General features: G+C 27.0%; 21 protein-coding genes and 1 CRISPR repeat array. Of the genes, 15 read left to right on the forward strand and 6 right to left on the reverse strand.

Annotation, left to right across the window (positions count from 1 at the left end; all coding sequences use genetic code 11):
• Positions 1 to 578: 578 nt before the first annotated feature.
• Positions 579 to 1,745, forward strand: coding sequence for an MFS transporter (locus tag I6E31_04675; protein ID MCF2639265.1), 1,167 nt, complete (start codon positions 579 to 581; stop codon positions 1,743 to 1,745).
• A 49-nt stretch (positions 1,746 to 1,794) separates the two neighbouring features.
• Here I6E31_04675 and I6E31_04680 read toward each other — a convergent pair whose 3' ends face one another.
• From I6E31_04680 to I6E31_04700, 5 genes are all read right to left on the reverse strand, one after another.
• The gene (locus I6E31_04680) at positions 1,795 to 2,202 is read right to left on the reverse strand and encodes a septal ring lytic transglycosylase RlpA family protein (GenBank protein MCF2639266.1); all 408 of its coding nucleotides are present in this window, start codon (positions 2,200 to 2,202) and stop codon (positions 1,795 to 1,797) included.
• Positions 2,203 to 2,395: 193 nt separating this feature from the next.
• Positions 2,396 to 3,121: a sulfite exporter TauE/SafE family protein gene (locus I6E31_04685; protein MCF2639267.1), complete on the reverse strand. Its 726-nt coding sequence runs from the start codon at positions 3,119 to 3,121 to the stop codon at positions 2,396 to 2,398.
• Positions 3,106 to 4,383: an amidohydrolase family protein gene (locus I6E31_04690; GenBank protein ID MCF2639268.1), complete on the reverse strand. Its 1,278-nt coding sequence runs from the start codon at positions 4,381 to 4,383 to the stop codon at positions 3,106 to 3,108. Before I6E31_04690 ends, I6E31_04685 begins: the two co-directional genes overlap by 16 nt.
• Before the next feature lies 1 nt (position 4,384).
• A complete protein-coding gene (locus I6E31_04695) occupies positions 4,385 to 4,831 on the reverse strand; it encodes a hypothetical protein (protein ID MCF2639269.1) in 447 nt (148 codons plus the stop codon).
• Positions 4,831 to 5,679, reverse strand: a complete 849-nt coding sequence (locus I6E31_04700; GenBank protein ID MCF2639270.1) for a DUF3100 domain-containing protein — start codon at positions 5,677 to 5,679, stop codon at positions 4,831 to 4,833. Before I6E31_04700 ends, I6E31_04695 begins: the two co-directional genes overlap by 1 nt.
• A gap of 149 nt (positions 5,680 to 5,828) precedes the next feature.
• Here I6E31_04700 and I6E31_04705 point away from each other — a divergent pair, with 149 nt between their 5' ends.
• From I6E31_04705 to I6E31_04715, 3 genes are all read left to right on the forward strand, one after another.
• On the forward strand, positions 5,829 to 6,542 hold the full coding sequence (locus I6E31_04705) for a Crp/Fnr family transcriptional regulator (GenBank protein MCF2639271.1): 714 nt from the start codon (positions 5,829 to 5,831) through the stop codon (positions 6,540 to 6,542).
• A 126-nt stretch (positions 6,543 to 6,668) separates the two neighbouring features.
• The gene (locus tag I6E31_04710; GenBank protein ID MCF2639272.1) at positions 6,669 to 8,432 is read left to right on the forward strand and encodes a hypothetical protein; all 1,764 of its coding nucleotides are present in this window, start codon (positions 6,669 to 6,671) and stop codon (positions 8,430 to 8,432) included.
• Between the two features lie 127 nt (positions 8,433 to 8,559).
• Positions 8,560 to 9,903, forward strand: coding sequence for an MATE family efflux transporter (locus I6E31_04715; GenBank protein MCF2639273.1), 1,344 nt, complete (start codon positions 8,560 to 8,562; stop codon positions 9,901 to 9,903).
• Positions 9,904 to 9,926: 23 nt separating this feature from the next.
• On the opposite strand, the gene I6E31_04720 is transcribed toward I6E31_04715, so the two are convergent.
• Complete coding sequence (locus I6E31_04720; protein MCF2639274.1) at positions 9,927 to 10,754, reverse strand: hypothetical protein; 828 nt, start codon at positions 10,752 to 10,754, stop codon at positions 9,927 to 9,929.
• A 147-nt stretch (positions 10,755 to 10,901) separates the two neighbouring features.
• Here I6E31_04720 and cas1 point away from each other — a divergent pair, with 147 nt between their 5' ends.
• The 11 genes from cas1 (at position 10,902) to csm5 (ending at position 24,896) form a co-directional block, all read left to right on the forward strand.
• Positions 10,902 to 11,879 carry a CRISPR-associated endonuclease Cas1 gene (gene cas1, locus I6E31_04725; GenBank protein MCF2639275.1) on the forward strand — a complete coding sequence of 326 codons (978 nt, stop codon included), beginning with the start codon at positions 10,902 to 10,904 and terminating at the stop codon, positions 11,877 to 11,879.
• Complete coding sequence (gene cas2 / locus I6E31_04730) at positions 11,863 to 12,153, forward strand: CRISPR-associated endonuclease Cas2 (protein MCF2639276.1); 291 nt, start codon at positions 11,863 to 11,865, stop codon at positions 12,151 to 12,153. Before cas1 ends, cas2 (I6E31_04730) begins: the two co-directional genes overlap by 17 nt.
• 12 nt (positions 12,154 to 12,165) lie before the next feature.
• On the forward strand, positions 12,166 to 12,450 hold the full coding sequence (gene cas2 / locus I6E31_04735) for a CRISPR-associated endonuclease Cas2 (GenBank protein ID MCF2639277.1): 285 nt from the start codon (positions 12,166 to 12,168) through the stop codon (positions 12,448 to 12,450).
• A gap of 263 nt (positions 12,451 to 12,713) precedes the next feature.
• Positions 12,714 to 13,288: a CRISPR direct-repeat array (repeat unit 37 nt; unit sequence GTAGAAACAATTAACCAGTAAAAATAAGGATTGAAAC).
• A 129-nt stretch (positions 13,289 to 13,417) separates the two neighbouring features.
• Entirely contained in the window at positions 13,418 to 16,600 is a 3,183-nt protein-coding gene (locus tag I6E31_04740) for an ATP-dependent DNA helicase RecQ (protein MCF2639278.1), read from the forward strand.
• Positions 16,601 to 16,840: 240 nt separating this feature from the next.
• Positions 16,841 to 18,553: a hypothetical protein gene (locus I6E31_04745; protein MCF2639279.1), complete on the forward strand. Its 1,713-nt coding sequence runs from the start codon at positions 16,841 to 16,843 to the stop codon at positions 18,551 to 18,553.
• Between the two features lie 19 nt (positions 18,554 to 18,572).
• On the forward strand, positions 18,573 to 19,241 hold the full coding sequence (locus I6E31_04750; GenBank protein MCF2639280.1) for a hypothetical protein: 669 nt from the start codon (positions 18,573 to 18,575) through the stop codon (positions 19,239 to 19,241).
• Positions 19,222 to 21,645 (forward strand): type III-A CRISPR-associated protein Cas10/Csm1, encoded by a 2,424-nt coding sequence (gene cas10, locus I6E31_04755; protein ID MCF2639281.1) that lies wholly within the window; start codon positions 19,222 to 19,224, stop codon positions 21,643 to 21,645. Before I6E31_04750 ends, cas10 begins: the two co-directional genes overlap by 20 nt.
• Positions 21,632 to 22,099: a type III-A CRISPR-associated protein Csm2 gene (csm2, locus tag I6E31_04760; GenBank protein ID MCF2639282.1), complete on the forward strand. Its 468-nt coding sequence runs from the start codon at positions 21,632 to 21,634 to the stop codon at positions 22,097 to 22,099. Before cas10 ends, csm2 begins: the two co-directional genes overlap by 14 nt.
• A 17-nt stretch (positions 22,100 to 22,116) precedes the next feature.
• Entirely contained in the window at positions 22,117 to 22,809 is a 693-nt protein-coding gene (csm3, locus tag I6E31_04765) for a type III-A CRISPR-associated RAMP protein Csm3 (protein ID MCF2639283.1), read from the forward strand.
• A 9-nt stretch (positions 22,810 to 22,818) separates the two neighbouring features.
• Positions 22,819 to 23,766, forward strand: coding sequence for a hypothetical protein (locus I6E31_04770; GenBank protein ID MCF2639284.1), 948 nt, complete (start codon positions 22,819 to 22,821; stop codon positions 23,764 to 23,766).
• A complete protein-coding gene (csm5, locus tag I6E31_04775; protein ID MCF2639285.1) occupies positions 23,763 to 24,896 on the forward strand; it encodes a type III-A CRISPR-associated RAMP protein Csm5 in 1,134 nt (377 codons plus the stop codon). Before I6E31_04770 ends, csm5 begins: the two co-directional genes overlap by 4 nt.
• Positions 24,897 to 24,907: the final 11 nt, after the last annotated feature.

Genomic DNA, 24,907 nt, shown 5'->3' on the forward strand with positions numbered 1-24,907 from the left:
CATATTCATAAGTTAGTCGCATTTCTTATGGATATAGAATAACATTTACTTGGAGGTTACTATGATTTACATTGAAACTCTCAATGTTAATGGTGGGGTTGCTATAGCTCTCATCATTATTTTACTAGTTTTTTATCTTTTCAAAAAGTAAATCTAGTACCTCGCCCTTATGGGCTTTTTTTTGTATTGTAATAACTTTTATATAAATAAAAATCTCTTTTGATTATTAATGGATTATGATTTTAATATCAAGGGAGTTTTTTTTATGTCTTTATCCTCAAAAGAACTTATTAGAGAAATTATAAAAAGTAGAAACTAAAATTTTAATATCTTTCAGCTTTATTTTTACATTGATTCATAATTTTAATCTTAGTTTTATTAAAACTTCTATTAGTTAATTGAACTAAAGGTGTTAATATATTTAAGTACCAATGCCAAAAATTATCTCTTTTTAATCGTTTAATCCTTGAATAAAACGGATTTTTATGTTTTTTATATTGTTTTTATAAAAAGCTTGAAATAAGTTAAAAAAAATTATATATATATTTTATTAAAAATTTGAAAGGTGGTACTTTTTTATGGACAGCAATATAAAAAAAAGTCTTATAGCTTTAGCTTTTGGAACTTTAGGTCTTGGGGTGGCAGAGTTTGTAATGATGGGTATTCTTCCAAATATAGCCTCTTCTCTAAGAATAACAATTCCAGTAGCTGGGCATCTTATTTCAGCTTATGCTTTAGGGGTTTGTTTTGGAGCTATTATGTTGTTGATGCTACGTAAATATCCTATGAAAAATTCTCTGTTACTTCTTGTAACTATTATGGCAATTGGAAATGGAATAGCTGTTATATCTCCAAGTTATACAGTTATGCTATTAGCTCGTTTTATATCTGGTCTTCCTCATGGAGCTTATTTCGGAGTTGCCTCTATTGTTGCATCAAAAATTGCTCAAGAGGGAAAAGAGTCAGAAGCTGTGGCAATAATGATATCTGGTATGACTGTGGCAAATCTTTTTGGATTTCCTCTTGGCACATTTATTAGTGGTATTTTATCTTGGAGATTAATTTTCCTATTTATTGTACTATGGGATATTTTAACTATATTTTTAATAAAGAGATATGTCCCTTATATTGCTCCACTTCCAGATACAGGTTTTTTAGGACAGTTTAAATTTTTAAAAAGTTTAGCTCCATGGTTGATATTAGGAGCTACTATGATGGGAAATGGTGGAGCTTTTTGTTGGTATAGCTATGTGACACCTATGTTTACAGAGGTATCTGGTTTTGCTCCTGAAATTATAACAGCTCTTATGGTTTTAGCTGGGCTTGGTATGGTAATTGGAAATATGATTGGTGGAAAGCTTAGTTCTTTCTTCTATCCTGGAAAGGTAGGGGCTATATTTCAAGGATTGATGGCAATTACTTTACTTGGAATTTTCTTTTTATCTCCATATAAATGGGCAGCAGTACTTTTAATGTGTATTGTGACTCTATGTTTATTTGCTGTAAGTGCACCTCAGCAATTTTTGATTATAAAATTTGCTCCTGGTGGGGAGATGTTAGGGGCTGCTGGAATACAGATTGCTTTTAACCTTGGAAACGCTATTGGAGCTTATCTTGGTGGACTTCCTATAACTTATGGGGTAGGAGTTAGATATTCAGCTCTTATTGCATCAGCTATTGCCACTTTAGGGTTTATTCTATTCTCTCTATTTAATTATTTATATCAACCTAAAAAGAGTATATAAAAAAGAAAGGCTGCTAATGTTAATTATTAATTTTAGCAGCCTTTATATATTAATCTACATATTTTTTATACTCTCCAGCAGTAAAAAGAGGTGATCCATGCTTATATTCAAAGGTTTTATCATCATTTAAAACTTTAATTTTAACTTTAATCAATCCTGCATTTAACTTAGCTATCTTTGTAAATGCTGCTCTGCTTAAGTCAATATCTCTTCTCATTTTACTAAATCCCCCACGATCAGTAACAACAACTACAACAGATTTTCCGTTGTCTACATTTGTAACTTTTAATACAGTACCAAAATTATATTTATTAGATGCACAAGTGTATTCTTTAGGGTTAAAAAGATATCCACTAGCTGTTGGTTTACCTTTAAATTTATCTCCATACCAACTGGCTGTTTTTCCACAACTTATAGTTGAAATTAAAAGAAAAATTGCAAATAAAATTTTTTTCATCTTATTCCTCATCTCCTTTTTTATACTTTTTTTAATTATAACATATTATTTGACTAAAAGAGGGTTATAAATTATATTATTAATATATGGAGGTAGTAATATGTATTCTTACAAAACTTTAAAAAATATAGAATAGAAATTTAAATAATTTAGCCAAAAAAAACTAGTGAGTTTAATTCACTAGCTTTTACAATTATCCAAATAACTTATATAATACTACAAATATAGAGATTATAGCCACACAACGTTTAAGTACAAGGTGATTAACTTTTACACTATACTTACTTCCAATAAACACCCCAACTCCATGAAAGAAAGATGAGATTAAAAGTACAATAAGAAGGGAATTAGAGTAACACCCTTGTATATAACCAATAACACTTGGAATAGCAATAAATATAGAATCAAATAGAGCAATAGCAATAGCTTGTTTTACATTTACTCCTAGCACAACTAACAGTGGCATAACAAGAATAGGTCCACCTGCTCCTGAGAGAGCACATACAATAGCAGTTACAAAACCTATTAAAATTGTAATAAAGATATTGGGAGTCTTATTATTTAAACTCTCTTTATCTTTTCTAAGTAGAATAGAGATTCCAGATAGTAGAACTACCATATATAATAGAATTTTTATAATTGATTCATCAATCATAGAGTTTAAATATACACCTAAACAAGCTCCAAATAAACTAGATATTCCTAATTTTATACCAAAAGATATATCCAACTGTTTATGTTTATAGTAGTTGATAGAACCTATAACCCCACACACTAAAAAGGCAAAAAAGCTAAGAGCTAAAGCCTCTTTTACATTGTAGTTTAAAGATACATAGAGCATAGGAAGTAGAAAACCTGCCACTCCTGTAAGCCCTACTAAACATCCTACTATAATATTGACAATTATAATGATAGCCATTTTTTCAACTCCTCATGGACACTATACTCATCAATAGTAAGAATCTTTCTATCTTTCATAACCCATCTACCATCTACCATTGAGTGAATAATATCCCCTTTATTTACACATTCAAAAATTGTATTTGTGTAGTTGCCACTATACCAAAGGTGAGGTTGATTAAGATCTATAAATATAAGATCAGCTAAATATCCCTCTTTAATAGTTCCAATATTTTTTCTTAAGAAATATTTTCCATTTTCCATTGCCATTTTTAAAAGTGTTTTAGCTGGCATAATACTTCTATTATTTTCCTGTATCCCCCAAGTTACACTCATCATACAACGTAGAGTTTTCATCTCATCCCATAAGCTTAAACCACCATGGGCAACTCCATCACTTCCAAGCCCTATTTTAACCCCATTTTTAATTAATTGAGGAGTATTTGCAAGAGCTTTTCCAGAGTTTGAGAAAGGGCATTGAACTATTTTTATATCATATTTTTTTATAATATCCTTTTCTTCCTCATTTAAAATAAGAGAGTGAGCACCTATAAAATTAGTATTTAAAACACCTAACTTTTCTAAATACTCATATGGAGGTAACCCTGTTTTCTTAATAACGTTTTCAACCTCTTTATCATACTCATTCATATGAGTCTCTAACATAGCATCTCTTTTTTTTGCCTCTTGTGAAACTTTTAAAATTAACTCCTCGTTGACAGACATAAGAGAACGGATAGAGTAATACACTTGTATCAACCCTTTTCTATTCCAATTTTCATAAAGAGCATTGTTTTTTTCTATAACCTCATCTGTTGTATCACATATACTTTTAGGTAAAGAGCTATCAACCATAGATGAGTATGTAACAGCTCCCCTCATTCCACTTTTGAGGATCTCTCTACAAGCTGAATCCATATGGTAACTTCCAGCATCAACAAAAGAGGTAGTTCCAGCTTTTATCATCTCAATCAATGCTAACTTTGTATTTAGTGACATAATCTCATCTGTTATAGAGCTTTCAAAGGGTAACATAATATTTTTCCAAATAATTCCCTCAGCATCTAGTACCTTTCCCTTTAAAAGTTGTTGTCCAAAATGAGTATGTGCATCACAAAGTCCTGGAGTTACAAGAAGATTTTCTCCATTTATAACTTCCTCTTCTCCCTCAATCTCAAGATTTTCCCTAATCTCCTTTATATAGTTATCTTTAATACGAATATCTTTATTAAAGATAACATCTAAGTTTTTATCTAAATAAGCAATATTTTTTAATAACATATTAGATAGCTCCTGTTAATGAAAGAGCAATTTGTGAAATTATAGCTGATCCTAAGAAAGTTCCTGTCATAACTAAAAGGGCAACTATAATCATCTTCCATCCCTGTTGAGCAAAGTTTTTTATTTGGTTACTCATTGAAAGTCCAGCAAAAGCACCAACCATAGTTAATGGAGTTGTAAATTGAATCTTGTTTACAGCATTTATAACAAAAGTATTAATTGGAGATATAGGTGATGCTATTAATAAACCTAAGATTGAGCAGTAAGCAACTATTGGTAAACGGCAAGGCACAACTTTAGATAGAAAAGCTGCACATAGTGATACTACTAATAGAATAGCTACTCCTGGTAATGATTCCATAAATCCAACTTTAAAGCCTACAAAGTTTGCTAGAGCAATTCCAGCTCCTGCTAGTAGTAATAAAAATATCCACTCTCTATATCTCATTATTTAATCTCTCCTTTTAATTGATTTTTTAACTCTTTTTTAGGTGATAATTTTGGCTCTAAAAATTCATAGATCTTTTTAGTTAATGGAATACCTACAAAAATAGCTACATAGATTCCTGTGATACCTGATAGAGTTTCACTTGCACTTGCTAAAGCTGAAATTTGAGCTGCCATAGTAGGATAGATTATAGATAGAGATGCTGTGGCACTTGCCATCATAATTCCAGCACCTACACCACTTGCTAATGCTAGGGCAAATGGATGGAAAAGTCCAGTATGAGCAACAACTGATGCTAAGATTCCAAAATATATTGTTCCTATCATTCCCCCAACTATATATACAGATAAACTTCCTCTAGTTTCTGGAGAGTCACTTCCAAATACATCTGTTGCAAGAGCTAGGTTAGATTCACGATTTATTGAGTGAGTTGCTCCTATTGCCTCTCTTTTTAACCCTAATAAGATAGCTACTGGCATTGCAAAGAAGATAGTTCCTAAGTTACCAATCTCTTGAAGTAAAAGAGCAGGTCCTGCTGATAGTACAGTTTGAATATTTGCTCCAGCATTTACTCCTAATTTAACAATAAATGGGCAGATACAAACAATTACCAATTTACTTGCAGCTTTTACTTGAGTTGAATTAATAATCTTAAAACACTCTGGTCCACTTAACATTCCTAAAATTAATGAATAAAAAATTGGGAATAGTATAAAAGTTCCTATTTTCATTGGAATTGAGATTCTACCTATTGAATCAGCAATTAAAATAAAAGCTAGAACATAGAGTTTATACTCTATCTTTACCCTTTCTCTTAATGAATTGTACAACATCTTTTCTTTTTCCATCTCTTCTCTCCCTTTATATAAAATTTAATAGTTTACCTAATTATTATGTAGCTATTCTAGCAAAAAAGTTTTTTAAAAAAAAGGACAAATGGGAAGAAATTAGATAAAATTTTTTCTCACTTGTGATATAATAAATTGAGGTGATAGAAGTGACATTTGATGAAGTTTTAGCTAAAGTACCACAACTGAATGATTATCTTATTAATATGCCAAAAGAGTTAAAAAGTAAGTTTGTTGTGAAGATACATCCACCAGGAACTATTATCCACCACCAACAAAGTGATCTTGATATTTTTGGGATTGTTGCCACTGGGGAGCATAGGGTAATCAATATCTTTGAAAATGGTAATATATTTATGATAGAGAAAAATGAACCTATTGACTTTATAGGTGAGGTTACTATTTTAGCTGGAATGAGGCAAACCTCTGTTACTATTGAAACTATAACTGAAAGTATTATTATGTATATATCTCGTGAGGATTTTGAAGAGTGGATAAAAAAGGATATACACTTTCTATATTTAGTATCACAAAAGGTAGCTTTAAAACTTTATCGTTCATCTTCAAATAGAGGGGCAAAACTTTTCTATCCCCCTACATTTTTACTACTAGATTATTTAATACAGTATGCTCAGAGGGAAGATATAAAAAAAGGGGAAACTCTTATTTTAAAACAAACTAGAGAGGAACTTTATGAAGAGGTAAGTATCAGTGTAAAAACTTTAAATAGAACAATTGGAAAATTGAAACAAGATGGAGTAATATCTATAATAAAGGGAAAGATAGCTATATCTTATGATCAATATAAATTGGCTAGGAAAATGGTTAAATACTATGTAAAACAAGATATAAAAAATAATTAAAGTATAATACACCTAAACTCTTAAAAATAAGATAATAGGTGTATTTTTTTATATATAATTGACGAAAGTGTATTATTTCTGTTATACTATATAGATAAGTGAGCAGTATACATTGGAGGAATGCAATTGAAAGAGGAAGGATATAGAAATAGTAGGGAACATATGAAATTTTTCATTTTATCCAGAGAGAGTGAAAAAAATAGTTTCTTTTCTATCTTTAGAGAACTGCCAGAATATAGCTTAGGAATTTTTGTAGAAAAAAATGGAAATTCTCAAGAAAATGGTGATATTGCCAATATTATTGGAAATATGTTAGATGATAGGTTAAGTAAAAATCCTACATTAGATAGAAAAAAACTTGAAGTAATAATCTATGGTATTCATAATGAATATAAAAAAAGATATGGAGCAAAGGATAAAAATAGTTGCTCAATTATTGTTTTTATAACAGATTATAAGAATATTGTCTTTGTAAATATAGGTGGATTGAAGTATCTCCTATTTAGAGATAAAGAGATATTTTTAAAAAACAGGGAACATACCATAGCCTATATGATGTATGAGGCAAAGAAGATTGAGTATGATGAGATAAAAAAGAGAAAAGACAGAAACACTTTAACTCACAAATTTGGAGTTGATAAAGGGGTACTTATTGATATCACTGATCCCATTCCATTAAAAAAAGATGATAAAATTGTAGTGTATAATAATGACATTTGGGATCTTATAGATGAAAATGATATAGTGGATATAAAGGTAAATAGATTGAAAAAGCTTTTTCTTGAGAAAGATGATTACCTTTTCTTTACAGGAACTGTATTAAAGCTTGATAATGAATCTAAGATCTCTCCAGAAACTTTAAAGAAAGAGAGAAGAGGTGGAAATAGATATAAAATATATTTAGGAGTAGCCTTTTTAATAATAGGGATTGTTTTAGGAGCTAAGACATATATATCATATAAAACTGGAAACGATCTATATGCAACAGCTGTAAAAAAGGAAACTTTAGGAAATATTGAGTTTGAAAATGAAAACTACAAAGGGGCTTTAGAAGAGTATAGGTTAAGTCTTAAAAATTATTCTGAATATTTTGATTATACTGGAAAAGTTGATAATGGAAAAATTGAATATATGAATAATTTAATTGATCAAACAGCAAGTATTATTCACGTTTTAGATGAACTATATGAGATTGAAGAGAGCTTATATGAAAAAGATTTTAGAAAGGCTCTTAAAGATATTAACTTGTTAAATATGAAGTTACAAAATATGAAGAATAAAGAGAGAATAGAGGAGAAGGTTATCATTCTTTATTCAACTGCTTTGATATTAAATATTGCCTATGAAAATAAGATTACAGCAGATAAGTTATTGGAAGATTATTATAAAAATCCTATTAAAAATGAGAATTTAAAGAAAAAGGCTGAAGATCTATATGAAAAATCAGCTCTTGTATTTTTAGAAAATTCATTTATGGATCTATATGAGGAGATAGCCTATAAAGAGGCTTTAGATATTGAAAGTGTTGTTAAATATAAAAATACAAGTGAAATAATAAGAATGGCAAATAAAGCTTTTCGTGAGTTTAAATATTATAAATCTCTAAAATTATATACAAGTGCTTTAAAAACTACAAAAAATCCCAAGACTATTGAGATGCTAAATCATAAGATTAAAATGAATAATGTTGTCTTAATGGGAGTAAAGGCAGAGCTTACTGGGGATAAGATTAAAAAAAGTGCTTTAAATGATAGTGATATGAAGAAAGCTATTGCTAAGTATAAAGAGGCTAAGAAATACTACTCTATTTTAGAAAATAATGCCTCTATATCTAAAACTAGATACAATATGATAATTGAAAGAATAAATAGAAAAATAGAGGGAAATTAAAAAGATGAGCTATTGTAATTTTTTTGCAATAGCTTTTTTATATTAATGATAAAAAACTATTTAAAATAATCAAGATTTGTTATATAATAATAAATTGTGATAAGAAAATAAATTTAAAGGGGATAAGATGATAGATTTAACAACTGGAAATCCAACTAAACAGATGCTAAAATTTGCTTTGCCTGTTTGTTTTGGAAATATTTTTCAACTTTTTTATAGTTTGGCAGATACAAGAATTGTAGGAAGTACTTTAGGGGAAACTTCCTTGGCAGCAGTAGGGGCAACAACCTCAATAAGTACATTGTTGATAGGGTTTCTATCTGGAATGACAAATGGTTTTGCTATTATAGTGGCACAACAATTTGGAAGAAAGGATGAGAAAAAAATAAGGAAAACTATTGCAGGAACATTGCTATTAGGGGTTATACTTTCTATTGCTATATCAATATTAAGCTTAACTTTTTTAGATAATATCTTAAATATACTAAATATTTCACCAGAGTTATATGGAGAATCTAGTTTGTATATTAAAGTGATCTTAGTAGGAATAACAGCAACTATGTTTTACAATGCCTTTGCAGGAGTTTTAAGAGCTATTGGTGATACCTTTGCTCCCTTGATGTTTTTGATAATAGCTTGTGGACTAAATATATTTTTAGATCTATATTTTATATTAAAGCTTAATATGGGAGTAAGTGGAGCTGGATTGGCAACAGTTATATCACAAGCTTTTTCTGTGCTCCTTTGTATTATATATATGTGGAAGAGATATCCCATGTTTCGTGTTAAAAAGAGTGATTTTATTTTAAAGATAGATCTACTAAAAAAACTTTGTTCCTCTGGTTTCTCAATGGGAATGATGATGTCTTTAGTTTTCTTTGGAACTTTAGCTCTTCAAACTGCAATAAATACCTTTGGAACAAATATAATTGTGGCTCATACAGCTAGTAGAAAATTAACTGAGTTCTTTATGCTGCCTTTTTCAGTTTTTGGAGTGACAATGGCAACATATTGTGGACAGAATAGAGGGGCTAGACAACCAGAGAGAATTAAAAAAGGTATTTGGCAAGCTCTGTTTATAACTTGGGTGTGGGGTGTCTTTGTAATTATTTTAAGTTATACAGTAGCACCATATCTTATATACTTAGTGACTGGAACGGAAAATAGAGAGATTATTGAGACTTCACAAAAATATTTAAGGGTAAATAGTGTGTTTTACTTTGTCCCAGCAGCTATTTCAATATTGAGAAATGCTATGCAAGGGATAGGTGATCATGTAACACCAATTGTTTCAAGTGGGTTAGAGCTAATTGGTAAAGTGGCAGTAGTTATATTTTTAGTTCCAAGTTTGAAATATTTTGGGATAATTATATCAGAGCCTATTGTTTGGGTAGTTATGGTAATTCCATTGATAGTGAAGATTATAAGCAATCCAATTTTTAAGATAAGAGAGGGTAAAAAAGAGATCTAAGATATAGATCTCTTTTTTAATTATTATTTAAGTTTCTTAAAAAATATATTATATTCCAATTCATTTAAGGGAATATTAGCTAATACTTTTAAAAGAATTTTTTTCATTAAAAAATTTTCTTTTCGAATAAAAATAGCATTGGATAATCTATTTATAATGTTTCCATTAATAATATTAGAAAATTTTAATATTATTATAGTTAAAGAAAAAAAGCAATTATCAGAATATAGAATAGTTGCCTTTCTATTTAAATATTTTATTAAATAATTAACATATGTTTCCAAAGTTAATTTAGAAATGTTGCTATTTAAAGCTGATATTTTTCCTATACTCCAAAAGAATTCTTCTTTCATATTAGGAAACTCTTCAATTAATTTAATAAAAAGCTTTATTGAATTTTCACTTCCAAAATATCCCAAAAGCATAATAAAATCTTTAATGTACACATTAAAAATAGATTTATTTCTTAAAGAAATAATGTATTCTTCAACTTGTAATCTATTTAAAGAAAGGTTTTTTATAGAAAGAAAAATATAGTGTAAATAGTTTTGGTAAGTGTCATTATATAAATTTTCTTCTATAAATTCTTTAAATAATTTACAATAAAAAGAGATATTTTCAGATGAAATATCAATTTGAGAAAGAAGATATAAATATCTATAAGTTTTAAAATCATGAGATAAAGTTATTTTATCCAATATTAATGAATCTAAAGAAATTTCCTTATTTTTATGTAATATCAATAATGCTTTTTCATTGTTTTTTATCTGCTTTAATAGAATAATTTTTTGTCCAACTTTAAAATGAGTAATGTATGAATCATAATAAAAAATTAATTGATTAAAAATCATATTTATTCTCACCTCTATAAAAATATTATATACATTATAATAAATTATTATTACCAAAAAATATTTTTATCTAAAAAAGTAATTTTGTGTAAAAAAAGTAATTTTTTAATAGTAGAATATATAATTATATTTAAGTGGGAGGATAATATGGATCTATTTATTGAAAAAACAGGGACAAAAGTTTCTTATGAAAAAGGATATTTTATTTTAGAAAATAAAGATGAAAAAACAAAAAAAATTTCATTTGATAATATTGATAATATACTTATAAATCAAGGTTGCACTTTGACTACTAATTTTATAAAAAATGCAATTTTAAAAGATATAAGCATCTACTTTATAGATGAATATGGAAATGTTTACGGAAATATCAATAGCATTATTTACAATACAAATCCTGAAATAAAAATAGCTCAATTAAAAATATTTGCAACTTCTTTAGGAAGAGATATTGGTAGAAAATGGATTATTGAAAAAATTAATAATCAAAAATTACATTTGCAGAAAATACACTCAAGAAGAGGAATACTAAATAGCTTTGTTGAAATAGAAAAAGAGTTTGATTTTTTAATTGAGAACATTAAACAAATAGATTTAAATCAAGAGCAATATAGCAATATTATAATGGGGTATGAAGGAAGAGCAAGTGTTTTATATTTTGAAAATATAAAAAAATTTCTGCCTAAACCTTGGCAATTTGAAAAAAGAGAAACTCAAGGAGCTAGTGAACCGTACAATATTGTATTAAACTATATTTTTGGAGTTTTATATTCTAAAATAGAAAAGTCTTTAATATTAGCAGGATTGGATATACAAATTGGAGTAATTCATTCACTGGGAAAAAATAGAAAATCTCTAGTTTATGATTTTATTGAACCATTTAGAATTTTAGGCTGGGAAATAACATTTGTTTTATTTAGCAAAAAAATGTTAAATAAAAATGATTTTGATTTAAAAGAAAGAAAAATAAATCCTAATGGGAAAAAAATAATAATTCAAGAACTTTACTCAAGACTAAATAATATTGTTGAATATGAAGGGAAAAAAATAAAATTTGAAGAAACAATAAGAAAAAAAGCTGATTTACTTGTAAAGGAATTGATGAAAAATGAAATACATAATTAGTTATGATATTAGTAGTTCAAAAATTAGAAAAGAGTTTAGTGATTTTTTATTAAGTGAAAATTTTATAAGAATTCAAAAATCAGTTTTTATTGGTAATATCAAAAAGAAATATCTATTTAAAAAAATTCAAGATTGGATAAAAAATATTGAAAATGAAAAAGATTCTATTTTATTATGCCCTTTATGTGAAAATGACTTAAAGGAATCTTATTTTATAGGGAAAACTTTTGATACTGAGGATTTAGAATTATTTGAAAAATTTTTGTTTTTTTAGGAGAAGAGAAAAATGAAGATAATAGTAACTTATGATATAATAAAAAATAAAATTAGAGGGGAAATTGCAGATATTCTCTTTTTTTATGGATTGCTAAGAGTTCAAAATTCAGTCTTTTTTGGTGATATAAAGAAGAGGAAAATTAAAAATCTAGTAAAAAGAATAAAAAGTATAGAACTAGAAGAAGAGGATTCAATATATATTTTTAAGGTGTGTGAAAAAGATTTTAAAAACATAAATTTTTTTGGAAAGAGTATAAACTTATATTATATTGAAGAAGACTTTATATTTATTTGATAAAAATTTATTGAAAAATTGATAAAAATAGATTATAATATTTCCAAGGAAGTAAAAAATATTAGCGAAAACATAGTTTTTAAAAAAAATTATATTTAAAACTAAAAATAAAGATAAAAATTTTAGCGACAAATAACAAAAAAATAAAAAAATAGGGTTAAAACACTTGAAATTTTCAATAAAAACCACTAAAAAATGATGAAATTAGCGACAAAAAAACAAGGTATTCTTAAGGAAAAAAGATAGTTTAAAACAAAAATAGCGTAGAAACAATTAACCAGTAAAAATAAGGATTGAAACTGAATTGGTGGGCATGGTCAGATGATACTTTAGAAGAAGAGTAGAAACAATTAACCAGTAAAAATAAGGATTGAAACATATTCTATTTTACCAGCTAATAGCACTATTAGTATTACCAGTAGAAACAATTAACCAGTAAAAATAAGGATTGAAACTTATCAAACAAGTGATTGATTAATTCTCTCAAACCTCGTGAGGTAGAAACAATTAACCAGTAAAAATAAGGATTGAAACGGAATCTTTTAATTTTTCTAGTATCTCTAATTCTGTAATTGAGTAGAAACAATTAACCAGTAAAAATAAGGATTGAAACGTAGTAGGTTATTTAGTTCTTCTTGTTTGACCTTCAAGCTGTAGAAACAATTAACCAGTAAAAATAAGGATTGAAACCTTAGCTCTAAATATAGAGTATATTCCCACCCTATTCCGTAGAAACAATTAACCAGTAAAAATAAGGATTGAAACTTTTCTATTCTTTTCATTCTCAAAACCTCCTATTTTGTAGAAACAATTAACCAGTAAAAATAAGGTTTATAAAAATAAAATGTACTCTAATAATAGGGTACATTTTTTATTTTATTAAATTTAAATTAGGTAATTTTTTCAAATAAAAAGTAATTATCTTAATGTATGATTAAACTATAAAGAAAACTTATGGGAGGATCAAATGATTAAGATAATAAGAAATAAGATAGAAGATATAGAAAAAAAAGGAAAAAATAGTTTAATTATTCTAAAAGGTTTTGATGAAGTTACTTTTAAAGAATTGAGTAAAGAGATTGAGCCTGCATTTTTTTCAGAAATTAACTCATTAAAAGAGTTATTAGAAAATAGAAAAAAGATGCAAAAAAAACTTATAACTTTAGATGATAATATTTATATAGGACGTTATGAAGAACTACTTACAGTAAAAAATAATCTAAGTTTATATGAGGGAAAAATATTTATTTTAGAAAACAATCTTTTTTCATACTATCAGTATAATTTTAAAGATAAAAAAGAGATTACTAATTTTACTATGGCTAGAAATAATGAAGTTATCAAAGAGGAAAATTTGGAGTATGAGCACTTCTATTCAGATTTTATACTTAATAATAATGAAGTTTATATAAAATATAGAGATATTGATTATATTCAAGATATAGATGATATAGAGATAAAAAAAATAGAGATATTTTCATATCAAAAATATATTCCAAGAGAAAATGAAATTAATCAATATGTTGAAGGAACTAAAGTTTATAAATATTCTGCAACTTATCCAATAAAAAATGAAGAGTTAAAATATGAGATAATTAATTCTAAAACAAAGAATAGTATCAATATTCTAATAGATAAAGAAACTATAAAAAGTAGCAAATTCCAATATGATTTAGGAAGTTTAAAGGCTCTTTGTGACTTATACTCTATAAAGATAGATTTCTATTCAAAAACCAAAGAACTTAAAAATAGTTTTAGAAAAGAGATAAGTGAGATTTTATTAAAATATTGGAAAAGCAAGGAGTTTAGAAATCTAAATTTCTATACTAATCCAGATATCTCTTTAGATAAATCTTCAATCTCTCAAGGACAAATAATAGAAGAGGTTATACAAGAGGTTGAAAAATCAAAAAGTATGCAAGATTTTAACAATATCTTTATAACAGCTCCTACTGGAGCAGGGAAATCAATATTCTTTCAAATTCCAGCTCTATATTTAGCAGAAAAATATAATTTAGTTACAATTATTATCTCACCTCTAAAGGCGTTGATGGAAGATCAAATTAAAAGTCTAGGAGAAAAGGGAGTTAAAAATGCTTGTTATCTAAACTCTGGATTATCTTTTATTGAAAGAAATGCTCGTATAGAAGAGATTAAAAGAGGAGAAAAATCAATAGTTTACCTATCTCCAGAATTACTACAAACAAATTCAGATATCTCTACTATAATAGGAGATAGAGAGATAGGTCTTATAGTAATAGATGAAGCTCATACAGTTAGTTCTTGGGGTAAAAACTTTAGAATAGATTATCTTTTGATAGGAAACTATGTTGAAAAGATAACTCAGCAAAAAAAATATAAGTTTCCAATTGTGGCACTAACTGCAACAGCTATTATAGGTGGAGAAAACGATAGTGTTTATGAGATTTTAAAAGCTTTAAAGATTGATTCTCACTCTATTCATATTGGTGAAGTTAGAAAAGATAATATAAAATTTGATATAAAAGAGTTTATTCCAGAAGAGGGATCATATAACTTTAGAAAAGAAGAGAAGGTAAAAGAGCGTGTAAGTGAAAAATTAGCTGAGGATAAAAAATCTATATTCTATTTTCCATTTGCAAAACAAGCTTCTGAAACTTATGAAGTGTTACCTAAAGATATTAAATCAAATGTTGCATGTTATACTGGAAAACTAGCTGATGAAAATAGAAAAGTCTCTCAAGAGGAGTTTAAGAGCAATAAAAGAAAGATTATGTTAGCTACTAAAGCTTTTGGTATGGGAATAGATATTCCTGATATAGAGCATATTTATCATTATGGTTTAAGTGGTGATTTAGCTGACTATGTACAAGAGATTGGAAGATGTGCTAGAAATAAAAATACAACTGGAGTGGCAGAGATTGATTTTAATAGAAGGGATTTAAGATATCCTAAGATGTTAAGAAGTATCTCTAGTATAAAACAATGGCAGATGAAGTTAATTATAGAAAAACTATTTGAGTTATATAAACTTAATAAATACAAATCGACATTTTTAATTTCAATAGAAAGTTTCTCTCATATCTTTACTGAAAAAGATTCAGATTTAGAGAAAAAAGTAAAACAAGCACTATACTTCCTAGAAAAAGATTTACATGAAAAATATACTTTCCCAGTTGTAGTGGCTAGACCAAAAGCTTTCTTCTCCTCTCTTTATGTAGTAATAAATAACAATAATATAAAAGATATCTTAACAGATGAAAATAAAAGATATTTTAAAAAGATTATGAGCCAAGATGAAAATAAAAGAATCAGAAGAGTATACAGCAACTATAAAGCTGAAGAGATCAATATATTTGATGCTGGAGATATTTATGAGTTTTCTGTGGCTAAATATTGGGAAGATAAATATGATCATTTAAGTTACCCTATGTTTATAAGAGAATTATTTTTAGGTAAAATTTTTGATCCAGAGCATTTAAGTCAAAGAATTAAACTAAAAATTGAACTTTCTAAAAAAAGTGAAGAGGTTTTCTCTGAAATAGAACACTACCTAAATATTATGCTTACAGCTTTAAGTAATAAAAAAGGGTATTTCACAAAGAGTGAGCTAGAAGAGGAGTTTGAAAGACTTTTAGTTGGAAAGAGTAGCCTTTTTATAAGAAAATTAACTAATATAGTATTGACTTATACATTTATAGGAACTGCTTTTGGTGGAAAAGATAATGGAGAAAAATTTTTACGTATAGTAAAAGATCTAGAACAAGAAGAGGATAGATACACTCTTGTAAGAGGAAATTTCTCTAAATTTAGAAGTAGTATAATCAGAAACTTTACAGAGATGTTTGATAAAGATGGATCTGAAAAGGAGTTTATAAAATATCTATCAAAAGACTCTAAATATTTAGAGGTAGCTAATCTAATTCAAGCCTTAGAATTAGGAACTTTTGAAGTAACTGGTGGAAATACTCCAAAGATTTTCATAAGAATAAATGAACCTGCTAAATTAGAAGCACTTGTAAAAGGTAATAAATATTCTAACTCTTTCCTATCTTCAATAGAAAAAGCTGGAAAAAAAGCAGATAGTGTATTAGAAGATTTCTTTACCAAAAAGAGAAGCAATGAGGAAAGATGGGATTTTATAGAGAGATACTTTTTAGGTAAAATTTAATAAAATATGATTTAGATGGATTTGCAAAGATATTTGCTGAATATGATTAACTTAATTTTAAAAGAGAAAAGAATTTTCTTTTCTCTTTTTTATATTGAAAAAGAGTTAAAAATAATCTATAATCAAAATATATAGTATATTTATAACAGATATAAAACATTTTGTTTTAAGTAATTTTTTTAAAAAAAGGTAATTTTACTATTATACAATTAAAATAAAAAAGTTTTATGGGGGAAGTGAATGGAAGAAGATTATAAAGAGTACTACACTAATATTTTAAAACAATTTAAAAACTTCACTGAAGATGAAACTGAGGTATTAGTTAAGTATCTTGCTGGAGATAATTTAACTCAAAAAGAGATTAAAGAATTGGAAAAAATCTACTTAAAAAATATGTGGAAACAGAAAAAAGATATTGATGAAAAGATAGAGACATCTAAAATTAGAGGGTTGATATCTTGTGTTAGTTTTTCTTATAATGAGACTTTAGAAAAATATATGGAAAATACTTATGATAGAAATCTGAATGTTTTTACAGAATTAGATACGTTTTTTCTCCTATACACCAAAGAGACTGAAGAAAATTTTAAAAAGATAGAGAGTAGATATAGCAATGTAAATGTTATTGGGGTTTTAGTTACAGATTACACATTTCTTTCAATACAAAATGGAATAAACGAAATATTAAAAAAACTGAAATTGGATAAGAATAACTGTATTATAGATATAACTTTAGGAATGAAAATGATAACTATCTGCCTTTATAAGTTAGCTGTTGAGAATGAGATAAAAGCTATAAACTGGCAAGAGATACAGGTTAAAAACTTTAAAACTCCTGGAGTTAAAAACTTTCCTTTTAATTCAAAATTAAATATAATGATTGAACCAAGAAAAGAAAATATGAAGATGTATGCTGAAATCAACGATCTTCTTGAAAAATATAACTTTGATGGGGTTGCAAGTTTCTATAATAGGTTAAACAACGAGGATATGCAGTTTTTTTATAAAAATTTAGCTAAACTCTTCTCCTTTGAAGTGATGATTAACCTAGATTATACACTTTTTTATAAAAGGATAGAGGAGTTCTTTGTCAATCTATGTGAGAAAAAAGAGTATAAAAGAGAGTTTAAAATACAAGTTAGAAATTTTTTAATCAATTTTTTAAGAGCAGTAGTTATTAATGAAGATGGAGATTTTATAGAGTATCCTTGGTTAGATAGCTTTTTAAAATTGTTCCAAATTACCGAAGAAGATATTTATAGTGATGATAGTTATCTAAACGAATATAAAGAACATATATATTTTTATTTTGTATTGAAATATTTTCAAGCTAAAATGAAAGCAAATTCAGAGGAAAATTATTATTACACCAAATTTATAAATGATATTAAGAAGAATATAGTGGCTGAATTAGATGTAGATGATAAAGAAAAAGAAAATAAATTTATGAAAGAAAATGGAGAGATTGAAGAGCTTTTTGAAATTGATCTAAATCAAGCTTTAAAAGAGATGACTCCTGAATTATCTTTAAAAGAGAATTTAAATGGAGAGTTTTATTTTAAAAATAATGTGATTTATATAGAAAAATATAATTTGAAAATAGATATTACAGGAGATAAAAGATTAAAATTTTTAAATAACAAGGGATCTGATCTGATAAGAGAGATTTTAGAAACTCCTAGAGAAAAAATTGAAAAAGATATTTTATTTAAAAAATTAGCTAAATATAATGTTGGAGAATCTGAAGAAAATAGACAAAATAGATTTAGAAAAAATCTAACTACTTTTAAAAATAAAGTTGAGATTTTAAATAAAACTATAAAGGAGATTGGAAAAGAGCAGGGATTGGAGCTAGACAATATAATCTTATATGAAAAGAATAAACGCTTTTATGGAAAAAGTGACTATTCTCACGCATTCTATGTAAACTCTAAATACTATATCTTAATGTAAAAATAGAGTTGGAGGAAAAATGAAACTAATTAAAACAACATTAAAAACAGAAAAAAATTTTAAAAATAGTGATGCAGAAAAATTAAGAGGGTTCTTTGGAAACTATTTTAGAGAGGATATACTTTTTCACAATCACAAAACAGAATTTGAGTTTAATTATGATTACTCTTTTATACAATATAAAGTAGTTAATGGAAAACTTACTCTATTAGGAATTGATAAGGGAGCTGACATAATACTTAATAAAGTTCAAAATATAAAAAAAGTAAGAATTGGAGAAGAGGAGATAGAAGTATCTTTAGATATTAATATAACCTTTCCTGAACTTTTTATAGATGAGAATAAGAGATATAAATATAAATTTGAAACTATATGGTTAGCTTTAAATGATAAAAATTATTTGAAATATAGAGAGGGAAAACTAGATTTAAACAGACAGTTAGCTAATAATATACTTGAGTTTTTTAAAATGTGTGGTATTTGGGTAGATAAGAAAATAGAAGTTGATGGGAATTTCCAAGAGATACACTTAAAGCAGAAGGATATTAATATGTTAGGTTTTGTAGGGGAGTTTATAACAAATGTATCTATTCCTGATGATATATCTTTAGGAAAAAGAAAGAGTATTGGAATGGGAAGAATAAAAAAAATAGGTGAGGTTGATAAAAATGATAGTAGAGATGAGTAATAGAGAAAAAATTGCTCTTGCTGGATTGCTACACGATATTGGAAAGATGTTAAATAGATCTACTAACTTTATGAATAAAAATGATATTATAAAGAGGGAACACCCATATCTTTCTAAATGGTTTGTAGAGTATTTAGAGAGAAATTTTTTAATAGAAAAAAATAGGGAATTAGAAGAGATGGTTTTAAGACATCATGAAAGTCAATTTGTACCTGAAGAGTTGTGGCCAAGTAAAATCGAGGATAGAAGATTGAGAAGGATGGCTACTATTATTTCAGTTGCTGATAACTATTCATCTGCTGAAAGAGATGAAGATAATACTACAAAGAGAAATTTCAAAACTGTGCCTTTAGATTGTTTATTCTCAACAGTTTCATTGGATAAAAAAATTGAAAACAGTGATAAAAATAGATATCATATAGCACCATTTAGTTATAACAATATATTTCCTAGCTCATTTGAAGAAAATGGAGATGAGGAGTTAGAAAAACATATTAACAATTTTTTAGAAGAGGTTAGAAATATAAAAGCAGAAAGTTTTGATACACTATATACTGCTTTGAGAGAGTTAATAAAGAAATATTGTTGGTGTATCCCTTCAGATACTCAAAAAAATTTTTGTGATATATCTCTATATGATCATCTAACTACTACAAGTGCAATAGCATTATCTATCTATGATTATTTAGATGAAAAAGAGGAAGATTTTTCAAAAGGGACATTTGTAAATATAAAAAATTCTAAAAAAGAAGATTATTTTCTTTTAATTGGTGGGGATATATCTGGTATTCAAAGTTATATTTTTGGTATCAAGTCAACAGAGGGAGCATCTAAAAGATTGAGATTTAGATCGTTTTTTATTAAGTTATTAACTGATGTTATCTCTTATAAGTTAATAAAAGAGTTGGATTTAAAAATTTCAAATATAATTATTGCATCTAGTGGAAAGTTTTTTATTTTAGCTCCAAATAACCAATATATCAAATATAAATTAGAAAAAGTGGTAAAAGAGATAAATAATTTCTTATATAGAGAATACTTGGGAGATATCTTTTTTAACTGCTCAAATATAGAGTTAAGTGGAGAGGACTTAGGATTAAAATTCTCTAAAAAATATAGTGAAATAAATGATCTATTAAATGAAAATAAATTTTTTAAGTTTGCAGATGAGGTTTTTGAAAATCAACTATTTGAACAAAAGGTATTTAATAAAAATATAGATGAAAATAGTGAAATACAACAATGTAAAATTTGTGGAAAAAGGTTGACAATCAAAAATGAAAATTGTGATTATTGTAATAGAGATTTTGAACTTGGAGAAAAAATTGTAAAAACTAAAAAGATAGGATTTTATCTTTCAGACAATAAAATAGAAGAAGATTTGGAAATATTTGGGGTAAAGTGTAAGTTCTACAATAATGAAGTTATAGAAGATACTCCATTTTTAGTAGTTTCTTATGAAGATACATCTTTTGATAATAATTATCCTGAAATAAGAGATTATTATGGAGGATTGACTTCTAAAGATAGTTCTGGAAATACAATGACATTTGAAGATATAGCCAAACTATCAGCCTCTAAAAATTTAGGGTTATTAAAGGGAGATGTAGATAATCTTGGACTTATTATGAGTTATGGTTTAAAAAGTGATGAAATAGATGAAGAGGGAAATTTATTAAAAGATATCACATCTATTTCAAGAATTGCTACAATGAGTAGAATGCTAAATAGTTTCTTCTCATATTGGATAAAAGAGAGATTAAAAGAGGAAAATATCTACTATATAGTATATGCTGGTGGAGATGACTTTATGATTCTTGCTCCTTGGAATAAACTTATTGATAAGGCAAATGAGATAAGAAAAGAGTTTTCAAATTTTACTGGTGAAAATGAAAATATAACTCTTACTTGTGCTATAACACTTCTAAAAGCTAAAGATCCTATATATTATGGAGCTAAACTGGTACAAGAAGAGGAAGAGTTTGGAAAGATATCAGGTAAAAATGGAATAGTTTTATTTGATAGATATATTCCGTGGGAAAATTTTTATGAAGTAGAAAGATTAATAGATTTTTTAGATAAAAATATGAAAGAGAATGTTTTTTCTCAAGCATTTATCTATAGATTATTAAAATATACTTCGATGGCAGAGGAGTACTATATTAGCAAAAATGGGAAATATCTAAAATATATGTCAGATTTTACATATGATGTAAGTAGAAATATTATTGATAAAAAGATACTTCCAAGTAACAGTGAAGAGATAAAAATTTTAAGTAGTTATTTTGGAATTGAATCAATAGTTTCAGAGAGAAAAAAAGAGTTTTTAGCTAGATATATGAGAGTTGTTTTAAATTATGTAGTTAGAAAAAACAGGGGAGGTAATATAGATGTTCAACAATAGCTTTAATAATAACAGAGGGGGAAAATTTACAAATTCAAACCCAACACCTAAAATGGAGTATAAGTTCAGCAAACTTGGGTTTACAAATGCTAAAGGATATCTACGTGAAGAATTAGTAACAACAGAAGCAGAAGAGATAGCTCAAAGTTTAAGTAGTGTATCAACAGCACAGTTAAGAGCATTTTTTAACGAGATAAAGGCTATGAGAAATAGATTAGAAAGTAATAAAAGCGATGAGAATTTCGAGAGAATCTATCCTCTTATATTGATAATAAAATCAAAAATTCAATATAGATGCAATAAAGATCCTAAAAAATTAGAAAATCTAAAAAACTTCTTATATGCTGGAATAGATGAAATTCAAAAACAATATAAACTTGGAAAAGGTAGAGAAACTTTTGAAAATTTTGCTATATTTTTTGAAACAGTAGTTGGATACACATATACAAAATAAGAGTTGGGAGGATAAAAATGAGATTAAAAGAGATAAAAACAATTAATGGAACAATAGAATTAGTAACAGGAACAAGAGTTGGGGGAAGTTCAGATATTATAGAGATAGGAGGAAATGATAGTCCAATAGTTAGAAATCCATTAACAAAAGAACCATATATTCCTGGATCTTCATTAAAAGGTAAGATGAGAATGTTAATGGAGTGGATTGAAGGTAAGATAGATCCAAAAGGAGATGTACATAATTGTGGAGAAGCTGAATGTCCAATTTGTAGAGTATTTGGAAGAAGTGCTGAAAAAAGCGAAGAAGCACAATCTGGACCTACAAGAATAAGTGTAAAAGATGCTTACCTAACTAGTGAAAGTAGAGATTTGTTAGAAAACCTAAGAGAAAGAGTTGGATTTGATAGCGAGTGGAAATATGAAAATAATATAAATAGATTAACTTCTAAAGCTACTCCAAGAAACTCTGAAAGAGTACCAGCAGGGGTAAGCTTTGATTTCTCAATTACATATAAAATTTTAGATATGAATGATGATGGAAAATTAGATGAGAAATATTTTGAAACTATTGTGTTAAAAAGTCTAAAAGCTTTACTTATAGAGGGAATAGGTGGAGGAGTATCTCGTGGAAATGGACAGATAAAATTTACTAAATTAGATGTAGATGGTACTTCATATATAGATAAATTAGAGAATATCAATATTTAGGTGATGTAGATGTATCAAACATATTTATTAAAATTAAAACTTCTATCTTCATATATGAGTTTATGGCAAAGTGATACTATATATGGACATCTATTATGGGGAATATTCTATATATATGGAGAAGAGGAGTTAAAAAGAGTAGTAGATGAGTTTAAAAGTGGAAATCCACCATTTATTGTATCAGATGGTTTTATAGGTGATAAACTTCCACTTATAGAAAAAGAGATAGTTCCAAATACACTTGTAAATTATTTAGCTAGACAATATAAAAAGAGCTACACAGAAGTAGCAGTGGAATTAAAAAAGTTTAAAAAGATAAAAGAGATCTCTCTAAAAGAGTTTAATGATTTAAGAAAAGAGGATTATTCAAATATTGACTGGTTAGAAGAAAAACTGTTTTCTAATGAAAAATTTGAAAGAGAAAGTAGTAGTATAGCCACTATTGAAAATTTTCATAATAGAATAAACAGATTAACTGATTCTACTGGAGATAATAGCTTATTTTCAACTATGGAATATTTTACAGAAAAAGATATACATATCTATATAAAATTAAGAGATGACTATAATAAAGATAAATTTTTGTCACTTGTTAATTATATGGAACAAACAGGATTTGGAAAAAAAGCTAGTATAGGAAAGGGAGCTTTTAAGATAAAATCATTTGAAGAATTTAATGGTTTTGATGAGATAAAAGGTAATGGTTTTATAACTTTATCAAATTACATTCCAAAAGCTTATGATTATGATGCAGTGGCAAAATCTTTACATTTAGTTAAGAACGGAAAAACATCTGTTGGAAAAAATCCTTTTAAACAAACTTTCTCTTGCTTTAAAGCTGGAAGTATTTTTAAAGGTGGAGAAAATAGAATAAAAGGAAAAGTATTGACTAATATCCACCAAAATAAAGATATAGTTCAAATAGGAATACCATTTATATTAGAGGTAAATATATGATAAAGAGAGATATAGAGAATTTTAGATGTCAACTAACTCCTCTAACACCTATTCATATTGGAAGTGGTGAGGAGCTATCATCTTGTGATTATATAATAAAGAAAAATCAATTTTTCAGAATCTCATTAGAAGATTTCTATGAAAAGTTAGATTTAAAATTAAAAAAAGAATTTTTAGAATTGATAGAAAATAATAGATTTATAAGTATAAGAAAATTTGTAAAAGATAATTATAAAGAGGAATATGGTTATCTTTATAAGACAACTGTTTCAGAGGATATACAGGAAAAATATGAGAGTAAAATTGGTGGAGCTACCAAGAAAAATGAAGAAAATCTCTTGAGTGTATTTGAATTTATAGGAAATTATAAAGGTAAATATATTCCAGGAAGTAGTTTGAAGGGGTATATAAGAACTGCATATATAGCAAATGAGAGTGAAAACTTAAATTACAATATTATGAGAAATAGTAAGGTAAAAACAGCTCCTTTCGTTAGTGGTGCAAAAGAAGGGGGAATGGATAAGGAGATCTCTGCAAAAGCATTGGGCTTAAATAGTTTAGAGCCTAAATTTGATCCTTTTAAAAATATAACTATTACAGATAGTAATATTTTAAGTTCGGCTATTACTTTGGGAGAGGTAGAAAGAGCAAATAATAAAAATGCCTCTTTACCAATGGGAATACACGAGGTTACTAAATCTCTTTTAGGAACTGGGGATAATATCAGTTTTGAATTTAATTTGAGTATAAAAAATTTATCTTATGATTTATCAAAAAAACTTATTGAGCTATCAGTTACAAAAGGGGAAAGTATAATAAAAGAGGTAAAAGAAATTTATATGGATACTCTTTTTGAGGCATTAAGAGGTATGTCAAATAGTGTTTTAAAAGATGATATACAATTTTTTAAAGCAACAAATAATCGTAAATGTTTAGAAAGTTGTGAAAAAATCTTAGAATATTCTAAAACTTTAAAAGACAATGAGGTTTTGATTAGATTAGGAAAAGGAAGTGGCTTTAACTCTAAAACTTTAAATCTATTTAATAGCAGAAAAAAAGAGGTTCATACTAGAGTTGTTGTAGATAGATTTCCTGTTGGTTGGGGAATACTATCTTATATAGAAGATTAAAAAAGGTGGAA

It is taken from the genome of Fusobacterium varium (genome assembly GCA_021531615.1).
In the GTDB taxonomy this organism is placed as follows: Bacteria; Fusobacteriota; Fusobacteriia; order Fusobacteriales; family Fusobacteriaceae; genus Fusobacterium_A; species Fusobacterium_A varium_C.

What these genes read in the sequence shown, in the direction of transcription:
- I6E31_04680 (MCF2639266.1), bottom strand. Translation starts at nt 2,202, where the DNA reads ATGAAAAAAATTTTATTTGCAATTTTTCTTTTAATTTCAACTATAAGT.
- I6E31_04770 (MCF2639284.1), top strand. Translation starts at nt 22,819, where the DNA reads ATGTATCAAACATATTTATTAAAATTAAAACTTCTATCTTCATATATG.
- cas2 (MCF2639276.1), top strand. Translation starts at nt 11,863, where the DNA reads ATGAAATACATAATTAGTTATGATATTAGTAGTTCAAAAATTAGAAAA.
- I6E31_04690 (MCF2639268.1), bottom strand. Translation starts at nt 4,383, where the DNA reads ATGTTATTAAAAAATATTGCTTATTTAGATAAAAACTTAGATGTTATC.
- I6E31_04720 (MCF2639274.1), bottom strand. Translation starts at nt 10,754, where the DNA reads ATGATTTTTAATCAATTAATTTTTTATTATGATTCATACATTACTCAT.
- cas2 (MCF2639277.1), top strand. Translation starts at nt 12,166, where the DNA reads ATGAAGATAATAGTAACTTATGATATAATAAAAAATAAAATTAGAGGG.
- I6E31_04695 (MCF2639269.1), bottom strand. Translation starts at nt 4,831, where the DNA reads ATGAGATATAGAGAGTGGATATTTTTATTACTACTAGCAGGAGCTGGA.
- cas1 (MCF2639275.1), top strand. Translation starts at nt 10,902, where the DNA reads ATGGATCTATTTATTGAAAAAACAGGGACAAAAGTTTCTTATGAAAAA.
- I6E31_04685 (MCF2639267.1), bottom strand. Translation starts at nt 3,121, where the DNA reads ATGGCTATCATTATAATTGTCAATATTATAGTAGGATGTTTAGTAGGG.
- I6E31_04700 (MCF2639270.1), bottom strand. Translation starts at nt 5,679, where the DNA reads ATGGAAAAAGAAAAGATGTTGTACAATTCATTAAGAGAAAGGGTAAAG.
- I6E31_04740 (MCF2639278.1), top strand. Translation starts at nt 13,418, where the DNA reads ATGATTAAGATAATAAGAAATAAGATAGAAGATATAGAAAAAAAAGGA.
- I6E31_04745 (MCF2639279.1), top strand. Translation starts at nt 16,841, where the DNA reads ATGGAAGAAGATTATAAAGAGTACTACACTAATATTTTAAAACAATTT.
- csm3 (MCF2639283.1), top strand. Translation starts at nt 22,117, where the DNA reads ATGAGATTAAAAGAGATAAAAACAATTAATGGAACAATAGAATTAGTA.
- I6E31_04715 (MCF2639273.1), top strand. Translation starts at nt 8,560, where the DNA reads ATGATAGATTTAACAACTGGAAATCCAACTAAACAGATGCTAAAATTT.
- csm5 (MCF2639285.1), top strand. Translation starts at nt 23,763, where the DNA reads ATGATAAAGAGAGATATAGAGAATTTTAGATGTCAACTAACTCCTCTA.
- csm2 (MCF2639282.1), top strand. Translation starts at nt 21,632, where the DNA reads ATGTTCAACAATAGCTTTAATAATAACAGAGGGGGAAAATTTACAAAT.
- I6E31_04675 (MCF2639265.1), top strand. Translation starts at nt 579, where the DNA reads ATGGACAGCAATATAAAAAAAAGTCTTATAGCTTTAGCTTTTGGAACT.
- cas10 (MCF2639281.1), top strand. Translation starts at nt 19,222, where the DNA reads ATGATAGTAGAGATGAGTAATAGAGAAAAAATTGCTCTTGCTGGATTG.
- I6E31_04750 (MCF2639280.1), top strand. Translation starts at nt 18,573, where the DNA reads ATGAAACTAATTAAAACAACATTAAAAACAGAAAAAAATTTTAAAAAT.